Annotated in this window: 13 protein-coding genes and 1 tRNA gene; 12 read left to right on the forward strand and 2 right to left on the reverse strand. The window is 54.9% G+C overall.

All coding sequences use genetic code 11. The features are described 5' to 3' along the window. The first annotated feature begins 317 nt into the window (after nt 1–317). The 5 genes from ACEWFR_RS05240 (at nt 318) to ACEWFR_RS05260 (ending at nt 4,010) form a co-directional block, all read left to right on the forward strand. Entirely contained in the window at nt 318–515 is a 198-nt protein-coding gene (locus ACEWFR_RS05240; protein WP_374060029.1) for a hypothetical protein, read from the forward strand. A gap of 412 nt (nt 516–927) precedes the next feature. Beyond that, nucleotides 928–1,635: a class I SAM-dependent methyltransferase gene (locus ACEWFR_RS05245; RefSeq protein ID WP_374060030.1), complete on the forward strand. Its 708-nt coding sequence runs from the start codon at nt 928–930 to the stop codon at nt 1,633–1,635. A 108-nt stretch (nt 1,636–1,743) separates the two neighbouring features. Beyond that, nucleotides 1,744–1,814 (forward strand) — tRNA-Gly (locus ACEWFR_RS05250). Between the two features lie 174 nt (nt 1,815–1,988). Then, the gene (locus tag ACEWFR_RS05255) at nt 1,989–3,110 is read left to right on the forward strand and encodes a tyrosine-type recombinase/integrase (RefSeq protein ID WP_374060031.1); all 1,122 of its coding nucleotides are present in this window, start codon (nt 1,989–1,991) and stop codon (nt 3,108–3,110) included. A gap of 534 nt (nt 3,111–3,644) precedes the next feature. Further along, the gene (locus ACEWFR_RS05260; RefSeq protein ID WP_374060032.1) at nt 3,645–4,010 is read left to right on the forward strand and encodes a hypothetical protein; all 366 of its coding nucleotides are present in this window, start codon (nt 3,645–3,647) and stop codon (nt 4,008–4,010) included. A gap of 39 nt (nt 4,011–4,049) precedes the next feature. Here ACEWFR_RS05260 and ACEWFR_RS05265 read toward each other — a convergent pair whose 3' ends face one another. After that, the gene (locus tag ACEWFR_RS05265) at nt 4,050–4,667 is read right to left on the reverse strand and encodes a hypothetical protein (protein WP_374060033.1); all 618 of its coding nucleotides are present in this window, start codon (nt 4,665–4,667) and stop codon (nt 4,050–4,052) included. 760 nt (nt 4,668–5,427) lie between these two features. Here ACEWFR_RS05265 and ACEWFR_RS05270 point away from each other — a divergent pair. Further along, nucleotides 5,428–7,908, forward strand: coding sequence for a hypothetical protein (locus ACEWFR_RS05270; RefSeq protein ID WP_374060034.1), 2,481 nt, complete (start codon nt 5,428–5,430; stop codon nt 7,906–7,908). Nucleotides 7,909–8,503: 595 nt separating this feature from the next. Here the strand turns inward: ACEWFR_RS05270 and ACEWFR_RS05275 are convergent. Continuing rightward, nucleotides 8,504–10,594 (reverse strand): cold shock domain-containing protein, encoded by a 2,091-nt coding sequence (locus tag ACEWFR_RS05275; protein WP_374060035.1) that lies wholly within the window; start codon nt 10,592–10,594, stop codon nt 8,504–8,506. 239 nt (nt 10,595–10,833) lie between these two features. Here ACEWFR_RS05275 and ACEWFR_RS05280 point away from each other — a divergent pair, with 239 nt between their 5' ends. From ACEWFR_RS05280 to ACEWFR_RS05305, 6 genes are all read left to right on the forward strand, one after another. Further along, complete coding sequence (locus ACEWFR_RS05280) at nt 10,834–12,207, forward strand: exonuclease SbcCD subunit D (RefSeq protein WP_374060036.1); 1,374 nt, start codon at nt 10,834–10,836, stop codon at nt 12,205–12,207. Then, nucleotides 12,204–14,888: an AAA family ATPase gene (locus tag ACEWFR_RS05285; RefSeq protein ID WP_374060037.1), complete on the forward strand. Its 2,685-nt coding sequence runs from the start codon at nt 12,204–12,206 to the stop codon at nt 14,886–14,888. Before ACEWFR_RS05280 ends, ACEWFR_RS05285 begins: the two co-directional genes overlap by 4 nt. Next, entirely contained in the window at nt 14,889–16,100 is a 1,212-nt protein-coding gene (locus ACEWFR_RS05290; protein ID WP_374060038.1) for a DNA double-strand break repair nuclease NurA, read from the forward strand. 2 nt (nt 16,101–16,102) lie between these two features. Then, nucleotides 16,103–16,726 (forward strand): hypothetical protein, encoded by a 624-nt coding sequence (locus tag ACEWFR_RS05295; RefSeq protein ID WP_374060039.1) that lies wholly within the window; start codon nt 16,103–16,105, stop codon nt 16,724–16,726. A 3-nt stretch (nt 16,727–16,729) separates the two neighbouring features. After that, nucleotides 16,730–18,373, forward strand: coding sequence for an ATP-binding protein (locus ACEWFR_RS05300; protein WP_374060040.1), 1,644 nt, complete (start codon nt 16,730–16,732; stop codon nt 18,371–18,373). A gap of 273 nt (nt 18,374–18,646) precedes the next feature. Beyond that, entirely contained in the window at nt 18,647–19,483 is an 837-nt protein-coding gene (locus ACEWFR_RS05305; RefSeq protein WP_374060041.1) for a restriction endonuclease, read from the forward strand. Nucleotides 19,484–19,515: the final 32 nt, after the last annotated feature.

Here is a 19,515-nt window from a genome sequence, read left to right on the forward strand (position 1 = left end):
CCCCCTCCTCGAGCGAGTCCGAGACCACTCAAATACCCACCAACCCGGCGAAACACTCCGTAGACCGTTTATTCCAATAGCTATAAGTTACAGTATAAACAGTATCGGAACGGAAGCGACGGTTCCGAACGCGGGGGCATGCGCTAAAATGCCCCGGGTGTTACAGCACCCGAAGCGTGGCTTCCAAACACGAGCCGTTTGCAAGCCATGATTCAATTACTTCTACCGAGACATAAACGTCTCGCACGACGACACCAGTACCGCCACGATCGCCGACCCTCGAGTCACAACGCCCGAAACACGAACGGAGAGCCGCGATGACCGACCGCGACTCGGGCTCGAGCGGGCGCGAAGCCGCCGGTGACGGCGACGACGATCGAGACGAGCGCTCGAGTTTTCCGCCGTGTCCGAAGTGCGACGACGCGGTGATCACGGTCACGACTCGCGGGCCGATGGAGCATATCGCGGGTCCGTGTGGCTGTCGGCTCAGCCCCGGCCAAGTCCAGCGGCTCTGATACGGACTGGTGTACCGATTTTCCAGAGAACCGCAGAGACGGGACTGACCGAAACCACGACGAAAGCCCCTGCTGGCTCCGGTCGAGGGACTCGATGCGCGCTCCCGTCGGTCGCGTGCTTGCGTCGTCCGTCTTCCCGGAGCCAGCAGCCCCTTTCAGTCCCACCCGCGGTGGCATCCCGGTCAGCCGATACAGGTGGGACTGAAAGGGGCTGTCGCGGTCGATCCGTCCCGGACGACGTACGCACCGGAGCGACCGACGGGAGCGAGGAGCGAAGCGAGGCCCGGGCGGTCGAGCGCGGCAGGGGCTTTCGTGGTAGTCGTCGCGAGTGGAGAGTATCCACAGGAGAGACAAATGCAACTCCTCGATGGGTTACGAACATTTTTTGCGGGTTCGTCGACGAAACCCGACGATGGCCGGGGACCAGGATCGGGAACGCGATCGAACTCATAGCCACGACGACGAGCGCACCCGCCGCGCCGACGTGCGCGACACCTACGACCGGATCGCGACCCACTTCGCGTCTACGCGGGAGTACGCCTGGCCCGAAGTCGAGGCCTTCGTCGACGCCCACGCGACCGACCGCACCGGCGTCGGACTCGATCTCGGCTGCGGCAACTGTCGCCACGCCGAACTCCTCGAGCCCCGCCTCGAGACGGTCGTCGGCCTCGATGTCAGCCGCGGGCTGCTCGAGACGGGTCGGGAGCGCGCGCTCGAGCGCGACTTCGACGTCGAGTTGGTTCAGGGGGACGCGTCGACGCTCCCGCTGGCCGACGACAGCATCGATATCGCGGTCTACGTTGCGACGCTGCACCACCTGCCGACGCGGGCGGCCCGCCGGGCGAGTCTGGACGACCTCGCGCGGGTACTCGCCCCCGACGGCCGCGCGCTGGTCAGCGCGTGGTCGACTGCCCACGACCGGTTCGAGGAAACCGAGGGGTTCGATACGACGGTCGAGTGGACCCTCCCCGGCGGCGAGGCGGTCGACCGCTTCTACCATATCTACGCCCCCGACGAGTTCGAGGCCGATCTCGCCGAGAGCGACCTCGAGGTACTCGAGTGGGAACTCTCGAGCGGGAACTGTTATGCGACGGTCGCGGGCACTGGGACGACCGAATAGTCCCGTTTCGAAGGTGGCTGATTCGTCTCCGCTGGCGACGCTGATCGCCAGCGGGCGGTCACGAGGAAAAGGAAGAGCCTTAAACGTGGAACGAAAATCGAAGAATGCGCGCGGATGGTCTAGTGGTAGGACCTGAGCCTTCCAAGCTCATGGCCCGGGTTCAAATCCCGGTCCGCGCATGGAGACAGCAGAGCTGTCTCGCAGTTTTCTCGGTCCGCACTAGGTGAACGAAAGATGCGGATCACAGCTCATAGTCCGGGTTCGACTACCGACCTCACCGTCGTACAGCGATTACAAAAGCTATCAGGCTCATTGAAACTCCGAGCCTACCCTAATCACCAGCGGGGGTAGGGATGGGGGAGAATCCACTCACGATCGAGGATATCCCGATCGTAAACGAGCCTACCCGTGCACAGCTAAATGACCGACAGTTAGTCGACTACGAAGAGTACAAAGCGAGTCTCGTCAGGTGGCTTCTCCGGTGTGGGAAGGACCCGGAGAAAGTCGAGGGGTATGCGTGGTCGACGGTCAGACAGGTGGCACAGAAGGCCGACAAATTCTACAGATGGGTATGGGATGACCACGAGGGGTATACGACGAAGGTAGGCGCGGACGACGCCGAACGCTACATTACGAGCCTTCTCTACGACGAGAACGAGTATAGCGCGGGTCATATGGCGAGTACACAGAAATGCCTTCAGCGGCTCTTCAAGTGGCGACGCCACGAACTCGGCGAGACCGGCGAGTGGGATCCCGACCACACCTTCACGCAATCGCTTTCCCAACCCCGGGACTACCTCACTGTCGAAGAGCGGAAACAGATTCGGGAGGCTGCGCTCGAGTACGGTTCGATTCCGGCCTACACCGGTCTGACACCCGTGGAACGTGACGAGTGGAAAACCCATTTAGCACAACGCTTCGGGAAACCGAAGGCCGAGATCGGGCCGGACGATTGGGACCGTGCGAACGGGTGGAAAATTCCGAGTCTCGTCTGGACGAGTCTCGATACTGGTCTCCGACCAATTGAGGTCGGTCGTGCCACGATCGAATGGGTCGACGTCGAAAACGGAGTGCTCCGGATTCCAAAGGATGAGTCCTCGAAGAATCGAGAGAACTGGATCGTCGGGGTAACGGATCGGACGGCAACGGCGTTAGAACGATGGTTGAATGAACGAGCACACTACGATCCCTACCATTCGAGTGACGCACTATGGCTTACCCGCGAGGGGAATCCGTACACGTCGCACTCATTGATCTACGTTCTCGAGCGGCTCTGCGAGATTGCAGAGATCCCGACTGAGAACCGACAAATGAGCTGGTACACGATTCGACACTCGGTCGGGACCTACATGACCCGCGAAGAGGATCTCGCCGCGGCACAAACACAACTCCGGCACAAATCCCCGAAGACGACGATGCGATACGATCAAACGCCGGTCGAGGATCGTAGAGACGCACTCAACCGAATGGGATAGACCGCGAAGCCGCCTCTATCTCAAAAATCGAGGGATTTCATGGACAGAGGAGAAGGACTGGTCCTTCCTTTCTAAAAGGTCTGTGAGCGCCGTGCACACATCACCGACCCCGGAAATGTCCTGACTCATTTGGGTACAGAGATTGAGACCGACTTGTCGGGATATTACGCTCCATTATCACCAATCGCTCTGCACAACTTCCTAGAAGACCAACGAGAAAGTACACCGCACATTCAATGAATATGGTAGTACTTTAGCTAGTGGTACCCACTCTCGGCAAATACTACCCATTTTGGCCCGAATCTGGGGCAAACATTATACGACCTACCCCAATACTAGTAATCTAGATGGTACATGGAATACTGGAGATATATCGGATCAAGGGCCAAAAATCCGGTTTTAAGGGTTAAGTATATACGGTATTAGGTAGGTTTTTAGCCAATCATCAGTACTAATCAAACGGGTTGGTCATTCCCACTGAAACAACCCCCTCACAACCAGTGAGGAAAAGATGACTAGAAAAACGTGATAATAATGAATAATAAGGAAATAATTGATATGATACATACCGATGTTCGTGTACTTGGACCAAGTCATAACGGAAAAACTGATGTACTAACTATGGACCTATCTTCTGCAAAGTTAATGCTTCAAAATGGCGAATTTATCGCTACAGGTCTTCTTATCTCATCATGGACACGACCGAGGAGGATATCTTGGTTCAATCTTGGTATAATGCCGGCAGAAGAAGAAAGATTACAACGTAAGATACGCAATGAAGATGACAATATCCATGGCGTGGAAGGGGAAATCCCAGGTCAACCGGAGGAAGTAGCTGAAAAGCTTCGGAAATGGGGTATCGATGAGATCGATATGGTTCATAGAGAATTTGGAGACTAAGCACCGAGGGTGATACTCTCATTAGAATAGATAGGGCGCTTATTCGGTACGCGCCTTCCGTCGGTTGAGAAGCCGTAACCATGTTCGGAACGTCTCTTCGGTATCGAGATCGGCTACCGCTTGGGCCTCGGAGGTCGAGAGTTTAGACAGCGCATCTCGTACGGCTTCACCACGACGAGTGAGGACATAGACATGGTCGAAGCCACCCGTCTCTTCGACGAGTCCGTATTCACTTCGGAGCCACCGACTTGCTTCCCACCGCTTTCCCTTCCCGTTCTGCTCCTTCTCCTTCGGGATTTTCCGATTCGGATGCTCGTCTACCCACATCAGTATCTCACGCAACTGTGGGTCTTCGAGTAGGCATATTAGCGCCTCGCGACGGGCAATGAGCTCCGCTCTCGGCGTTCGCTCCGAATCGGGTTCACCATCGTCGCGCTCCCCGAAGAGATGTCTCACGGGGTGGGTCTCCCCGTCGATATCGAGATCCTGCCAGAGCGGGTAGAGATGGACCGCGAGGATCTCGTCCTCTTGCTCGACGAAGTCCCGTTCCGCCCGCTCTAGCCAGTTCCCGAGGAGAGTGTGGAGCTTCCGGATCTCGTCTTCGTTCGCCGGGTGGATGACATCATCAAGGTAGTATTTCCCGCCTTCGTCGGCCATACGTTCTTGCCAGAACTTCTCTACACGCTCGAGATCCCGGCGGTAGGTTCGAAGCGTCCTCCCGACCGTCGTTGCAGTCGCCGAGCTATTCTTTAGCTGTGATTTGACCTTCCGCGGCTTAGTACCCTCGAGTTCCGCGCTATCGATATACCGTCGTTCGTTCTCCCATAGGAAGCCCGCGTTTCGATCACTCATATAAATCCCTCCTCCATCAATCGTCTCGTACGAGCATGTCACCCTTATAAGTAACTACTATCATGCTATGGCACGTATCGCCATATAGTGCCATGCGCGTAACCGTCCCGATTCGAAAGAACGGCCGAGTCGTCATTCCACGGCCCGTACGAGACGAACTAGCGCTCGACTATGGGGATCTTATCGAATTAGACCTCCAGGCGATCGGCGAACCAGAGGGTAGGAAGCAGAACGAGAAATCCAGTTCGGAGGACCGCGATACTAGCCGATAGTCGTCTCCGAAAGCGTCGTCGGATCTGGACCTACCCACACCGACGACACGAAGCAATTCGAGGAGAACTCGCCCGGTTCCGTGGCCGCGACGAGTACTAATGTAGTGGTCGATTCCCACGCACATAAGTATTTTGTCAGAAGGTCGCCGGCAGCCGTGGCTCCGGTTCTCCCCGTCATATCCGACAAGAAGACTAAACAATGAAAGCCAAACGGCAAACCGACACAACGGACGAATGCCGAGGAGAACCGATTCAGAACCGTGATTTGCGCATCGAGAGCGAGGTGATGTCGGATGAGTAGTGCTCAAGGAGCGAGCGAACTCCGCGTTTCCGAAGACGAACTCATTCGGTGTGTGAAAAGCCGATCAGAGACGTTTACACGACTTTCGGAAGGGGAGATCGACGAGTTCCCCTCGCCGAAGGAGGCACTCTTTGCCGGGAGTACACTCCTCACGTGGGAGCAACGCGGCTATCGAGATCGAGACCAGATAGCGCGGGTACTCTGCCGACTCCCCCTCGTGAATGAGGTCTCCCCCGAGGAATTCAACACTATCGTCGATCGAGCTATCCGCACAGTCGACGAGATCTTTGATCGGAAAACTACGACACCCCTTGACGAGCTTATAGAGAAGCTCGGAGCACTGGACCCGAACGAACGGCGACGGGCTGTCCGAGAACATGGCTTCGAGTGGCCGACGACAGATCAGGTCCAAGTGCGCCTCCAGCGCGCGCTTTTCGAGACGATGGCCCAAAGGCAAAATCGTCTCTTCGTCGCCCCGACGGCCCTCGGGAAGACCGGATTAATCGTCGGAACACGATGGCTTGATCGTCGGGATATTACCGGCGGTGAGCCAGTCGTGCTCTCTGTCGGGACAACGGAAGCACGCAATGAGGCAAAAAACCGGGCTCAGGACAATGGTTTAGAAGTAGCCGTTCTCGAAAGTTATGATGATCTTTGCCCCGTTGCGAAAGGCGATTATGACGATGAGGTCTGGATCGAAGGAATTCCCGCAAGTGAGTGGTTCAACGATGAAATCGAAACTCGAGGCCATCAGGCCGGCGAGAGCCACAGTAGAGCGGAGTGGCTCTATGACGGCACTCTCCCATGTTGTGCCGGGGAAGCCACGTGTCCACTTCGGGAACAGTGGGAACATGTGCCGCGACACGATGACTACGATGCGCCTTGCTATGACCTCATCATCGCGACCGATCCCCTCCTACATGTACCGAGTCTTCGCCAGGGAACGAATGTTCTCCAAGATGAACAACCGGGGTATACCACTGAATTCGGCGATTCTGATGAACACCATCAGCAGCGGATTCAAAGGATGGTCAGATCGTTCTTACGCGAGATCGATGCGCCGGTTAAAACTTGGGAACAGTTCGTTTCGCTTGCCCGCTCCGATGTAGACGCTACGGAAGTAGAGGAATCAATTCAACAGGATCCGTCGGAAGACTGGCCTCACTATGGGGAAAACGCCCATAAGCACGCTCCGGTCCTCACGCGGGTACTTTGGAAAGCTTTCTCGAAAGAGGCGGACCAAAACGGGCGATCGACAGCGATACTCGAATATGCATCAAACCAGTCCGATAATTATAATGACGCCGAAGAACAAACTGAAAGGAAGTGGTTATCGGTCGTCGTTAATGCCGATAATGAGGTCTGCTCGGTCCGAAATATCCCCGATTTCTCCGTAAGTCGGAGCGTAATCGGCCTTGATGCATGGCCCTGTCCACCCCTCTGGGAACAGAACGTTCTTCCGGACATCGATATCGAACGTGTGCTCGATCGCGATGAACGGCAGTTATGGCGGTTGTTTGAGCGAGAACTAACGGTCGTCCAAGTAGGTCAGGCAAGTCGACCGATGACCAATATGGAGAACTTCTACGAAGAACATGCCCAAGTTATCATCGAAACACTCTATAATCGATATCCAGATCAATTCTCGACCGCCGGAGCACCGAAGAGTATCAGGAATCGGATCGGGACCCTCATGGATGAAGTCGGAATCGAGGAACCCGTGATGATGCATCATGGCGAGCAAAAGAGTCGGAACGATTTCAGAGACGAAAGTGTCGGCTTTCTCTACGCATCCATCGATCCCGGTGATGATCCGATACTCGACCGTCTCGCCGAGTGTGGATATACCGCCCGCCCCGAATATCGTGGCTATGATATTCTCTGCGAGAAGTGTAGTACTAGACGTGGCGATGGTTGCGACCGGTGTCTCTGTGATCACTGCAGAGGATCTGGCTGTACTGTGTGCCATAAGACCGGTCGGAAACGGGCACATGGGCGGAAATTCGTCGGTCCTGACGCAGATAAAGCGGAGGATCTTCTCGCAAGCGTGCGCGAGTGTAATAATGCACAGATGGTCGGCCGGTGGGCACGGAAACGTGAGATAAGTGGGATTGTCTTCTGCTGCACCGATGCACTCCCGGACTCACTCGTCGACTACACGATCGACGACATCGCATGGCCCTACGGAGAGAAGCAACGGGCTGTCGTCGAACAAATGAAACGACATGACTGTGCGACCGTCACAGAGATCGAAGCCGCCATCATCGAGGCAGAGACCGGCTTCGCCGAAGGGGTTTCCTCGATCGCCCGGAATACCGTTCGTCAGACGCTTAATCGGCTCGCGGAGCACGGGAAACTCACCATCGAGGAGAATGCTACCTCGACCGGAGCGCACGTCTATGAGGTCGTTTCCGACGAACACATCGGCACCTATGGGATCGCCGATCTCGCCGTTCCTAACTCGGACGTATAGGGATCTAGTACGTGTGAGTTAAGAACGGCGGGGAGGGCCTCCCTCTTACTCATGTTCAAGGAAGTAGAGGTAGGCTCCTACCGTTATGACCGATCGAGACCGGGTGTCGGGAAATTTAGTCTCTGACGGAGCTCTTCGCTCACGTACTGTAGCTTATGCCGCCACTCGATATCGTCCGAGAGAATGTTAATCTCGACAAGGCGGCTCCGATCGCGATACCCATCTTTTCGGAGATGCACGATTTGAGGTTGTCCTTGCGGGTTCGAGTCGATAAGATACTCTGCTCGCCCACCTGCCCGTTCGATCTGCCTCCGAATTTTGATTTTCGGCCCGTTCCCGAAACGGAACTCCTCGACATCATACGTCGTGCTATGGTTTCGATCCTCGCTCTCCCATCGCACATGATAGAGTTCGGGCTGGGTCTCATCGAGCGCCGTAATCACTTGCGCGAGTTCGTGGGATGTCGGCTGTGTCTGGCTAAAGACTTCCGAGGCGGACATTACAGTCTACTCTATTTTCATCGTTCTTATTTATTATCCTCGAGAAGACTATTTTCTACGTCGCTCTCGGTGTCCCTCGATCGAATTCATGGTATTTAGTGCTTCTTTCGGACTAAGTCACGGAGATGATTCGAACCCCCACTTTTGAAAGGATTCGACCCACGCGAGACTCGTTTCTGACCTGATGACCCTTTCCCTGAACTGGATGACGAACTCTTTCGGGACTGTGAAGTACTCTGTTTTGATCCGCCCGATGAGGCTGTGTTTGGTTTGTATGGGTACACCATCGTTCCCGACGATGGGGTTTCGACTTCCGCTATAGCGTATCCTGTCTTCTTAGAAACGATCTTTACAGTCACGGCCTCATCGACATACCCCCTACCATTCCGGATGTGTACCGACCCTCCTTTCGAGAGCCCCTTGCCTGAGTCCTTTTCCCGATCCACGGTTAGCCGAACATACATTCCTTCTTCTAGATCGGATTCGGCGACCGGCTCACCATAGTCGATAGCTGGTTTCGTCGTCGGTGGTTCCGTCGATTCCGGAACAGGAAGGCTTAGCGTGGTGCCATCAGTTGCGAGCTCCACCTCGCCGTCGAATTGCACCGCCGCTTGTTCCTCGAGCTGCTTCGTCTGCCGCTCGGATATGGGAGCAATATTCGTTAGGACGAGCGAGTCGACCCCTGCTTTCTGTGCCATTTCTCCGGCTACCTTCGCGGTCGCATGCTCCGAGTCATCGATCTCCCCCTCGAGATAGGCGGCTTCATGAATGAGGAGATCTGCGTCGTCTGCGATAACTGGAATCTCCTCCGGGGTCGCGACATCGCCGGTGTAGACGAGTTTCCGTCCGGGCGTCGGGTCGCCCACCACTTCTCGTGGATCGACTTCCTTCCCGTCCTCGGTCGTTACTACCTCGCCGTTACAGAGACGAGTAAAATCATACCCGGGTGAGATACCGAGGTCTTCCGCCCGATCCCGATTAAACGTGCCTCGTCGTGGTGCTTCCTCTACGACGTAGCCCCGCTGAGTGCCGTCTACATCGGTTCGAAAGGCTTCGATGGTGTAGGTGTCGCCCTCGTAGACGATGCCATCCTCGACCGGCTCTACCTCAATCGAAAACTCGTACTCGCCATAGAGATCGAGGATCGATTCGATCGTTTCCATCCCGCTTACAGGGGTATAGAGCTCGAGTTCTTTCGTTCGCCCCTGTAGTGAGAGGGCCTTCAGAAGGGGGCCGAGTCCGCCGATATGATCCGTTTCCGTAGCGGTGAGGAAGATCGTGTCAAGAGCAAACCCGGTCTTATGGCGCTGCATTTGTCGGTGTGCGCCCTCACCGACATCGAAGAGGAAGAGTTCGGGCTCCCGTTCGAGCATGACCGTGTTCGGAACACGCTCTTCGGTGGCCCAATGACCGCCGGTTCCGAGAAGGGTAGTGGTTACATCCGCATCATACGATTCTGCCTCTTGAAACACATCGAGCGGTGGGCGTCCAGCAAGTGGATCAATCGAGCGCGTCCGTTTATACGTAGTTATCTCCCCATCATCGAGCTCTCGAATATACGTTGCCCGTGGTCCTTTTTCGGCCTCTGTCCAGACGAACTCAAGGGGAGTTCCTTCCTGGATATCGCGTCCTCCCATATCTTCCATATGGTAGAACACATCATCCTCAAGGAGTGGACAGTCGATGAACCCGTAGCCACCGGTATCGTTGAAGAAATCGACTGTCCCACGGTAGATGTCCGTCGCATCGGGTTCCGACGGTCGCCACTCCTCTGCTGGCAATGGCCCCGAAGTGCCGTCTCCGGTTTTCGGCGCGAGATCCTGCGATTCGAGATACTGTGTTAGGTCCTCGTGTTCCTCCTGATCGAGGCCCCCTTCCTCGAGGAGTGTATGGAAGAACTGCTTCCGATCGCCTTCCGCGGAGGAGGGGACGTCTACCTCGTCTGTAATCTCGTCGAGCGAGGTCGGGGGTTCGACACCGGACTTATTCGTGTAGACAAGGCGAAGCCGATGGAGCGTATAGAGCATCTCACCGGTGATCTCCGTCTTATCGCCGTAACCGATTTGATCGAAGATTCGTCGCGCGAGGCTCGTAACCTGATAGGTAACGTTCTGTCCATTATGTCTCGCGTAGATGTAGAATCCGTCTTTCGGATTAGATGCGGCATATTTGTGGAGCTTTGGCATTGTGGATACCTACCATATCTCAAGAACACTCCAATAAGTTAACCAATATATGCAACGTGTAGGTGTGATGTATGAAGGTTAAGCGAGGTATCTCTCAATCATCACAACGGCATTTAGGAAGGTAAAACATCGCTCTCCCGCGGTCTCACGTAGGAATAGGCCGGAAACCTGCAGCATGTATCAGTATCACAGAGAATATGGTAATGGTTTAACCAATTGGTGATGGGAGGACACTAGCTATGACAAGCAATAACCAAACACGGTTCGTCCACTTCTCGGACGCCCATATCGGACACCGGCAGTATAATTCGAAGAAACGCCGGGACGATATGAATCTCACCTATAACTGGCTAATACAACAAGCGATCGACGAAGAGGTGGATTTCGCGGTCTTCGGGGGGGACCTCTTCCATAATAAGAACGTAAACGCGCTCGCACTCCGTGACGCGGAGAAGGGGCTCGAAAAGCTCCGGAAAGCAGAAATCCCCGTCGTCGGGATTCGAGGAAACCACGACGCAAATCTCTGGAAAGAGGATCTCCACTGGCTCGAGTACCTCCATGCGAAGGAGAATCTCGTGCTGCTTAGAGCGGATCTCTCCGAGGATGGCCCAATATATGACGAACACGACTTCGAAGCTCCGGGAACATCCGCTGGATATGTCGAAATCGACGGTGTCCGCATCTTCGGACTTCAATACTTAGGACAACAGACGTCGCGGTATTTAGAAACGGTCGCGGACGGGATCCAGCAAGTTAACGATGAGAAGGGCGAGGCCGATACCACTATTCTTCTCGGCCACTTTGGGATTGAAGGGCATATTCCCGGGATGAGCGGTGGGCTCTCCTATAACCAGTTAGAACCGTTAGAAGACCTCGTAGACTATCTCGGTCTCGGGCATCTCCATAAGCAGTACAGCCATGATGAATGGATATTCAACCCCGGCTCGCTCGAGGCACATGATACCCGAGAGGCGCAATGGGATCTCGGGTACTATCTAGCCGATTGTAACAAAGACGGAAGCATCGACGCGAACCATCGGCTCACAAAGCGACGTCCCTTCTACCGAATTGATTTCGAGGTCGATCATTACGATACCCCCGAGGAGCTCGAGGAAGGCTTCAAGCAGACGATCAAAGAGGAAATTCCGAATCTCCATAGGGTCCAGAAAAAGGAACATCATACCCGACAAGGAAACCCCCGAGACCCGGTAATCGATCTGCATCTCACCGGACTTCTCAACTTCAGCCGATCACAGCTAGATATCGACCGGATACGGGAGATCGTCGAAGAGAAAACCGACGCGATCTACGTTAGCCTAAAGCCTGCGATCGAGACACGGGAAGCCATTAGCGTCATCCAAGATCTCGAAGAGGATGGGAACGAGATTCGAGGAGACGATGGCCAGATCGATAGAACGAGACTCGAGCAGGCCGTTTTTCAACAGTTAGCCAGTCAAGATTCGCGGTACGAGAGCGAGGCCGAAGAGGTCGCAGAATCACTCTCGACCGTGAAACGGAGCCTTTTAGCAGGGGAGTCGCCGGAAGCCGTCGCAGAGACAGTCAAAGACCAGCGGAGACAGCTTTTCCCGGAGACGGGGGGTGATGATGAATGAGAATTACGGAAGTTAACCTATCGAATATCAAAAGTTACGATCAGGGGGCAGTCAACCTCACCGAGGGAGTAAACGCCGTCGTCGGGAAGAACGGTGCCGGGAAGTCGACGATCCAAGAAGCGGTCGGGTTCGCACTCTTCGACTACCTTCGTCTTACCCAGTCCGAGTTCGTAAGAGACGGAGAGAGTAGTGGGAAGGTCGCGGTGAGCTTCGTTTCGAATAAGGACGGAAATGAGTACACCGTCGAACGATACGCTAACCGATCTACTCACCAAATAGTAGATGCAGACGGGAATAAGCTCAATTTGAGCGGGAAGGAGGAACGAGTCGAATGGCTCAAAGAGCACCTAGGCGTTCCCGAATCGAACGATCTAGAAAAACTCTGGAAGTCTAGTATCGGGGTTCCCCAGACGCAGTTTATCGACGATTTCGCGAAGACACAGGCCAATCGAGAAGATGTCTTCAATCCGCTTCTTGATGTCGACGTCTACGACGAGGTCTGGAGCGATCTCAAAGATGTAAACGACCAGATTGAAAACGAAATCACCGCGGTAGAAAAAGACCTAGAAGGGCTAAAAGCACAGGTCGACGGTCTCAATGAAACTCGAGAGGAAAAGGAGGACCTCGAGTCAGAGATTCAAGAGCTCGACCAGAAGCTGGACGACGCGAAAGAGGAGCTCGAAGCGAAAGAAGACGATCGGGAATCGCTTCAAGAACTAAAAGAGGCTATCGACGACTTTCAACAGGAGATCAGAGAAAAGGAGAACAAGATCGGGAATAAAGAGGAATCCCTCGAAGAGGCAGAGGCTGCTCTCAAGGAGGCCGAAGAGGCGCAAGAGATTATCGAGGAGGTCAAAGATGCGTATGAAGAGTATGAGAAGAAAGACAAGAAGCTGGATACGCTCCGCGAAGAGAAAGAACAGAAGGGCAAAATAGAGACCGAAATCGGGGAGCTAGATCAACAAATCGCCGAGTTAGAGGCGAAGAAGGAGAATCTAGAAGATGCTCACGAGAAAGCGGAGAAGGCACGGCAACGGATGGAGGAGCTAGAGGAGCCGAAACAGCGCCAAGAGGAATTAGAGGAGCGGTTAGAGGCGATCAAGGCGAAAGAGACTGAGATTGAAGATCTCCGAGAAGCAGTCGAAAAAGAAGAACGCGAACTCAAGGAAACGGAAGACGAAATAGACGATCTCCAGCAAGAGATCGAGGAAATCGAAGCGAAGCAGGAAACGGCAGACCAGTTAGGGGAACTAGAGCAGAAAGAACAGAAACTACGCGATGAGAAGTCGCGGCTCAAAGCGAATATCGAGGAGTACGATGAGGCAATAGAGATCCTTGAGGACGTCGATGAAGCGAGCTGTCCGACTTGCGGGCAAGATCTCGACGCAGACCATCGGGAAGACGTCTTGGCGGAAAAACGCGAGGCGAAGAGCGATGCGCAGAATAGGATCGAAGAGATCGATGCCGAGTTAGCAGGCCTCGAGGACGAGATCGAGGAAGCGGAAGAAGCGCAGCGGCAAGTCCAGCGACTCGATGACCTTTATCCCCAGTTAGAAGCAGAACAAGCGGAGAAGGAAGAGCAGGAGGCGGAAATCGAGGAGATCAAGACACGCATTGAAGACGCGAAAGAGGATGCCGAGTCCAAGTCCGAGGTTACAGCCGAACTCGATGAATTAGACGACCCACGATCCGAGTATCAGGAGGCAGAGATTACGTACAAGAATAATAAGGACGCCGAGGGCGAACTCGAAGAGGTAGAGAGGCGGATCCACGAAGTAGAGGAGGAAAAGGAGGGGAAGCAGGAGGAACTCGATGAGTTCGGGGATCTCGAGACAGAGATCGAAGAAATCGAAGATCGGCTAGACGAACTTGAGGACGACCATCGGAAGTACGTTAGTAAGAAAGAGACGGCGGATAAGGTCGAGGAACGCCGAGAGCGGGTCGAAACCCTTAGCGGGGAGATCGACGATCTCGAGACGGAAGCTACGGAGCTAAGAGAACAGCTGGAAGAGAAGGACGCCGAGTTCGACGAAGAGGAGTTAGACAAGCTCGAGTCTACAGTAGAGGATCTCCGTGGCGATATTCGAGAATATGATGGCCGGATAGATGAAAAATCGGATCGATTAGAGGAGGTCGAGCAGGAGATCGAGGCAATGGAGGAAGCAAAGGAGGAGCTCGATGAAAAGGAGACCGAACTTTCAGAGCTCGAGAAAGACCTCGAGTACGGCGAATTCCTTCGAACGAAGATGGATGACGCCGGGGAACAGGTTCGGGAGGTAATGATCAAGCAGATTTCGGAAGAAGCCGATAAGATATTCCGGCAGCTTCGCGGGAATCCCGGCGAAAAACTTGAATGGCGGAAGGATTACAAGATCATCGTCGAAGAAAACGATCAGCGAAAGCCCTTCCAGAAGCTAAGTGGCGGCGAGAAGATGAGCGCGGCCCTAGCAGTACGGCTCGCCGTGCTCCAGCTATTAAGCGACGTAGATGTCGTCTTCCTCGATGAGCCGACCGCGAACCTCGACGACGAGAAGAAAGGAAATCTCGTCGATCAAATTCAGGAGCTCGATGGATTCGATCAGCTAACGGTCGTTAGTCACGACGACACCTTCGGATCGATGACCGAACACGCGATTACCCTTCGCAAGCGGAACGGCGCGACGAAGGTGGTGGAGCAATAGATGCCGCTTTATAGACGCCTCGTTGCGCAAGAGCTAGAAGAGAAAAAGTCGGAGTTCTCGAGAGATATCGGTAGCGAAGCGATCGAAGCCTATCAAGAGGCAGCAGAGACACTCGCCGGGTTAGCGAAAGAGGAGTTCGATCGGCGAGTAAGCCGGATAGATGCGCCGAGTGCGATCCCTACACAGGAGTTTGCGGAGCACGACGGGCTCTGCATCCCCTTCGAAGCGAGCACCGACTGGCAGTCTCATGAGGACGTAAATACGTGGGCTCGAAGTCAGTTTGAAGGCGTTACGACGGTCGCTGCTGATGGCTCACAGATCGATCCGATCGCTGAATTCGAGCAGCCTGTCGGCCTCGTTCAGGTAGTGTGGATGGAGAATAACCACGAGGCAGAGGGTGATTACGAGGAGGACGTCGAAACGGAACTCCTCACACCGGACGATCTCCTCTTCGAGGATCCGAATACCGGGTATGTCCACGTCGATGAGCAAGAGGTGCCTGTAACCCGGTTCGAAACCGAGATGGAGATCCTCGAAGATCGGATTGCGGAACATAGCGAGGACGAGAAGCGGCCCGTCGTGATGTACGATGGATCTTTGATCCTTTCGTTTACACAGATGATGGATCAGAAGACACAAACTCGGTACGGGGAGGCGTTATCTCGCCTTATCGCGGCGAGTAAGCATCATAACGTCCCCGTGCTCGGGTATATTTCCGGGTCTCGAGCGACCGAGCTCGGCAAACTACTCAAAGAGCTCGATATAGTCGATGCCGACCGATCCGTCCGCGACTACCAGATCTTAGACGAGCTACTAACTAACTGGGGTAGTCGGACGGTCCTCTTCCGCTCACAGCGCGATAGCACCCTACAGAAACTTCAGACGACGTACCAGGGGACCGACTACGATTTCTCGGAAGATATCCTCTTTACCTACCTTAACACCGGTCCGGGGCCGCAGTTAGATCGGATCGAACTCCCACGATGGGTCTACGAAGCAGATCTCGTTGATCACATCCTCTCGGTCGTCCGAGCGGAGGCGGGGGTAGGGCGAGGGTACCCGGAGATCATTCAATCGGTCGACACCGATGCCGTCCTTAGCCGTGAGGATCGAGATGAATTCTTACGGCTCTGCCAAGAGTTCTCGGATGAAAATGATATCGAGATGAGATGGAATAACAAAGCTCTCAGTAAAAAACGGAGGCGACGATAACCATGACAGAAACCACGAGTCCAGAGATCGGGCAAATCATCGGGTCGAATTCACACGTCGACTACATCTGCGAGATCTACACGGATCGAATGCGAGAGAATCCGCCCGATCCGACGGACTACGAGTTCGGCGAGTTCGTCTACATTAAAAAGGAGATCGAGGAGCAAGAGCGGGCGTTTGTCGGTGTCATCTACGATACGCAGCTCGTGGACCCGGATCAAGGGAGAACAGGGCCACGGCTCGCCCAGCCCGAGGAACAGAACATCTTCCAACCGAGCTACGTCGACGAGAAACAGATCCTCACCGGGATCGCACTCCTTGGTCATGTCCGACTCGACGAGAACGATGACATCGTTGAAGCGGCGCACTCGATCCCGCGATGGACCCTCGAAGTCGATGACGTCGTTCAAAAGATGCCCCGAGAGCAGATTACTACCTTCCACGAGCTTGACGGCGAACTCCATCTCGAGTACTATCAACGGATCGTAGATATCGCGGGCGGCTTCGCCGAGGATATCCTCTCACAGATACTCGATCGCCTAAAGCAGGAGCGTCCCGAGGAAGCGGACGCACTCGACGTGATACAGAAAAATCTCGAATGGGAAACGAAAATGGAGGGGATCTAATCCATGACCGTCGGCATCTGCTGTGAACCCGGCGATCAGGCGAACGAGTTCGTCTTCGTTACGCCCGACGATACCGAGCTGAAAACGGGCGAATTCATCTTCTATCGGAGTACTGTCGAGGTTGAGAACGAGGACGGGAAACTCGTCGAGGAAGAGAAGAAGATCTTCGCTCGCGTTACCGGTCGAGAGCAGAAACGCGGGTTCCCGGATAACTTCATGGCGGATCCAGGTGTCTCGCCGGAATCCGTCGCCCGACGACTCGGTATCTCGACGGAGGGTGTCGATCTCTACAAAATCACGGCCACGGTTATCGGCTACTTCGACGACCAACTCGGCGACTTCACGAATCCCCGGATCGTGCCGCAGCCGGGGACGAACATTAAACTCGCGACCGACGCCGATCTCGAGGAGTATCTAACCGATGTCGACCCCAAAATCGAGGGCTCGGCTCATATCGGAGAACTCCTCCACCGGCCGCCGGGCCAAACGCAGATCACCCTCCCGATCGATAACTTCGCTTCGACGCATCTCTCCGTCTTAGCATCTACCGGAAGCGGGAAGTCCTACACCGCATCGGTCCTTATCGAGGAGATGATGCAGCCGGACTCCCGTGCCTCTGTACTTATTGCGGATCCACACGGCGAGTACGGCTCGCTCACGGAGATGGAAACTGATAGTCGATTCGAAGCGGAGGTAGACGGCTACGGTCCCGACGTAAAGATAATCAAGCCCGACGAGATTCATATCCGGATCGCCGAGCTGAGCACATCCGATCTCTTTTCCCTTCTCGACGATCCGTCCGATGCTCAAGAGCAGGTTCTCGCCGAAGCCTGGAGTAGGCTCCAACCGGGCGAGGACGGAAATAGCGAGTACATCTCGGTTAATGAGCTTAAGCAGAAGTGTCAGGAGGTCGGCGCAGAAAAGGGGTTAGAGAGTAGTGCTCGCGCCCTCGACTGGCGCATCGAGAAAGCCCTCGATCGCGATCTCTTCCACCATAGTAAGCATCTTGCCCTCTCTGAGCTTCTCCAGCCGGGGCAGTGTACCGTCCTTCAGCTCGATACGATGGATCTCCGGGATCAGCAGATGCTCCTGAGTGTGCTCTTCCGGAAGATCAACAACGAGCGGGTCGACCACGTGAAAGGGCGAGAGAGCGAACTCGATTTCCCGGTCTTCGCACTGCTGGAGGAGGGCCATCGATTCGCACCTGCCGACGGCGATGCTCGCTCCCTCGGGGTCCTCGGCACGATTCTTAGCGAGGGCCGGAAGTTCGGCATCGGGATCGGGATCATTAGTCAGCGGCCGAGTAAGATCGATGACGACGTCCTCTCGCAGTGTAAGACGCAGGTCATTATGCAAATTCAGAATCCACTCGATCAGGATGCCGTAAAGAAGGGCGTCGAAGACGTCGGCGAGGATCTCCTAAGCGAACTTCCCGGTCTTACCCCGGGGCAAGCGGTTATCGCCGGCGATAGCGTCAATACGCCGTTCCTCGCGCAGATTCGCGAACGCTATACCGAGCATGAGGCGGAGAGCCTTCCGGCTACGAAACGATGGAGCGAGGCGTGGGAGAGCCGAGAGACGGAGCCGCAAGGGATCGCGGAGGCAGATCAAGAGGAAGGCCTCGAGAATCGGGACGACCTCCTCTAAATCCGCTCTCTACCCGCCCTCTACCGACGAGCTAAAACCACGGTAGGCGAGTGATCCATTCTTCATTCCCACGTACTAGGTCCCTATACGTGGGAGTTAAGAACGGACCCTATTTTCGCCCATCGGGTATTGAGAACTACGTACGCTCGCTACCGCCGGTGTAGGCGGTGTCGTGTAGTCTCCATTCCGATAGCTCGCCATACCTTCTCCGGCATCATATTTTGTGATATGGTAACAGAGAACACTATAGTCCTCTCTAATGGAGGAGGGCATATGGCGCAGGATGTAAAGCGGCGGCTCCAAGTCATGGATGACTATGACTTCGAGCATTTCGTCGCGGATCTCTGGGAACGGATGGAATGGGAGACGACGGTCTCGCAAGCGTCCCTAGACGCCGGAATCGACGTGATTGCGACAAAGGAGACACCCTACCCGCAGAAAAAGGTGATTCAGGCGAAACGGTATGGAGAGAACACGACCGTCGGCGGGCCGGATATCCAACAGTACGCGAGTCTCAAGCAGCAAGTGGAGGGGGCGGATTCGGTGATCGTCGTGACGACGAGCGAGTTTACCTCGTCGGCGCATAAGCGCGCTCGAGATCTTAATGTAAAGCTCGTCGATGGCGATCAGCTCGCACAACTTATCGATGAATATGACGCGTCGGATCTCGTCTCGAGATACGTGTCCGACGGTCAGGTCGGGAGGTCGGAACCATCCGTCGCCGATGGCGGCGCGACGAAGACATCGATAGAAGGGTCTGAAGGTAGTGAGAAAGCGAGAAGCGAGGGAGGGAAATTAGGACCGATCCAATTCATTCGGGACTTAGGGTGGCATCAATACGTGGCCTACGCCATCGGTGGCGTGTTCGTGGTGGCTGCCGCTATCGGAATTCTTGCGGATATTTCGCTCCTCGACCCGATCACGGATCTACTCGTAATAGTGTGGCTTCTCCTTCTTGTCTCGATTCCGATCGCCTGGTATCTCGATATGCGCCGTGTCCGGTCACGTTCCAAGTGGAACCCGACGGCGTGGCTCTACCTCCTCGGGGGCGTCCTACTCCCGTTTATCGCGTTCCCACTCTACTACTATCGGCGGTGGAAACTCATTTAATCTCATACACTAGTGAGAAGTTAATAATTAAC

The organism is Natrinema sp. H-ect4 (assembly GCF_041894845.1).
Taxonomy (GTDB): domain Archaea; phylum Halobacteriota; class Halobacteria; order Halobacteriales; family Natrialbaceae; genus Natrinema.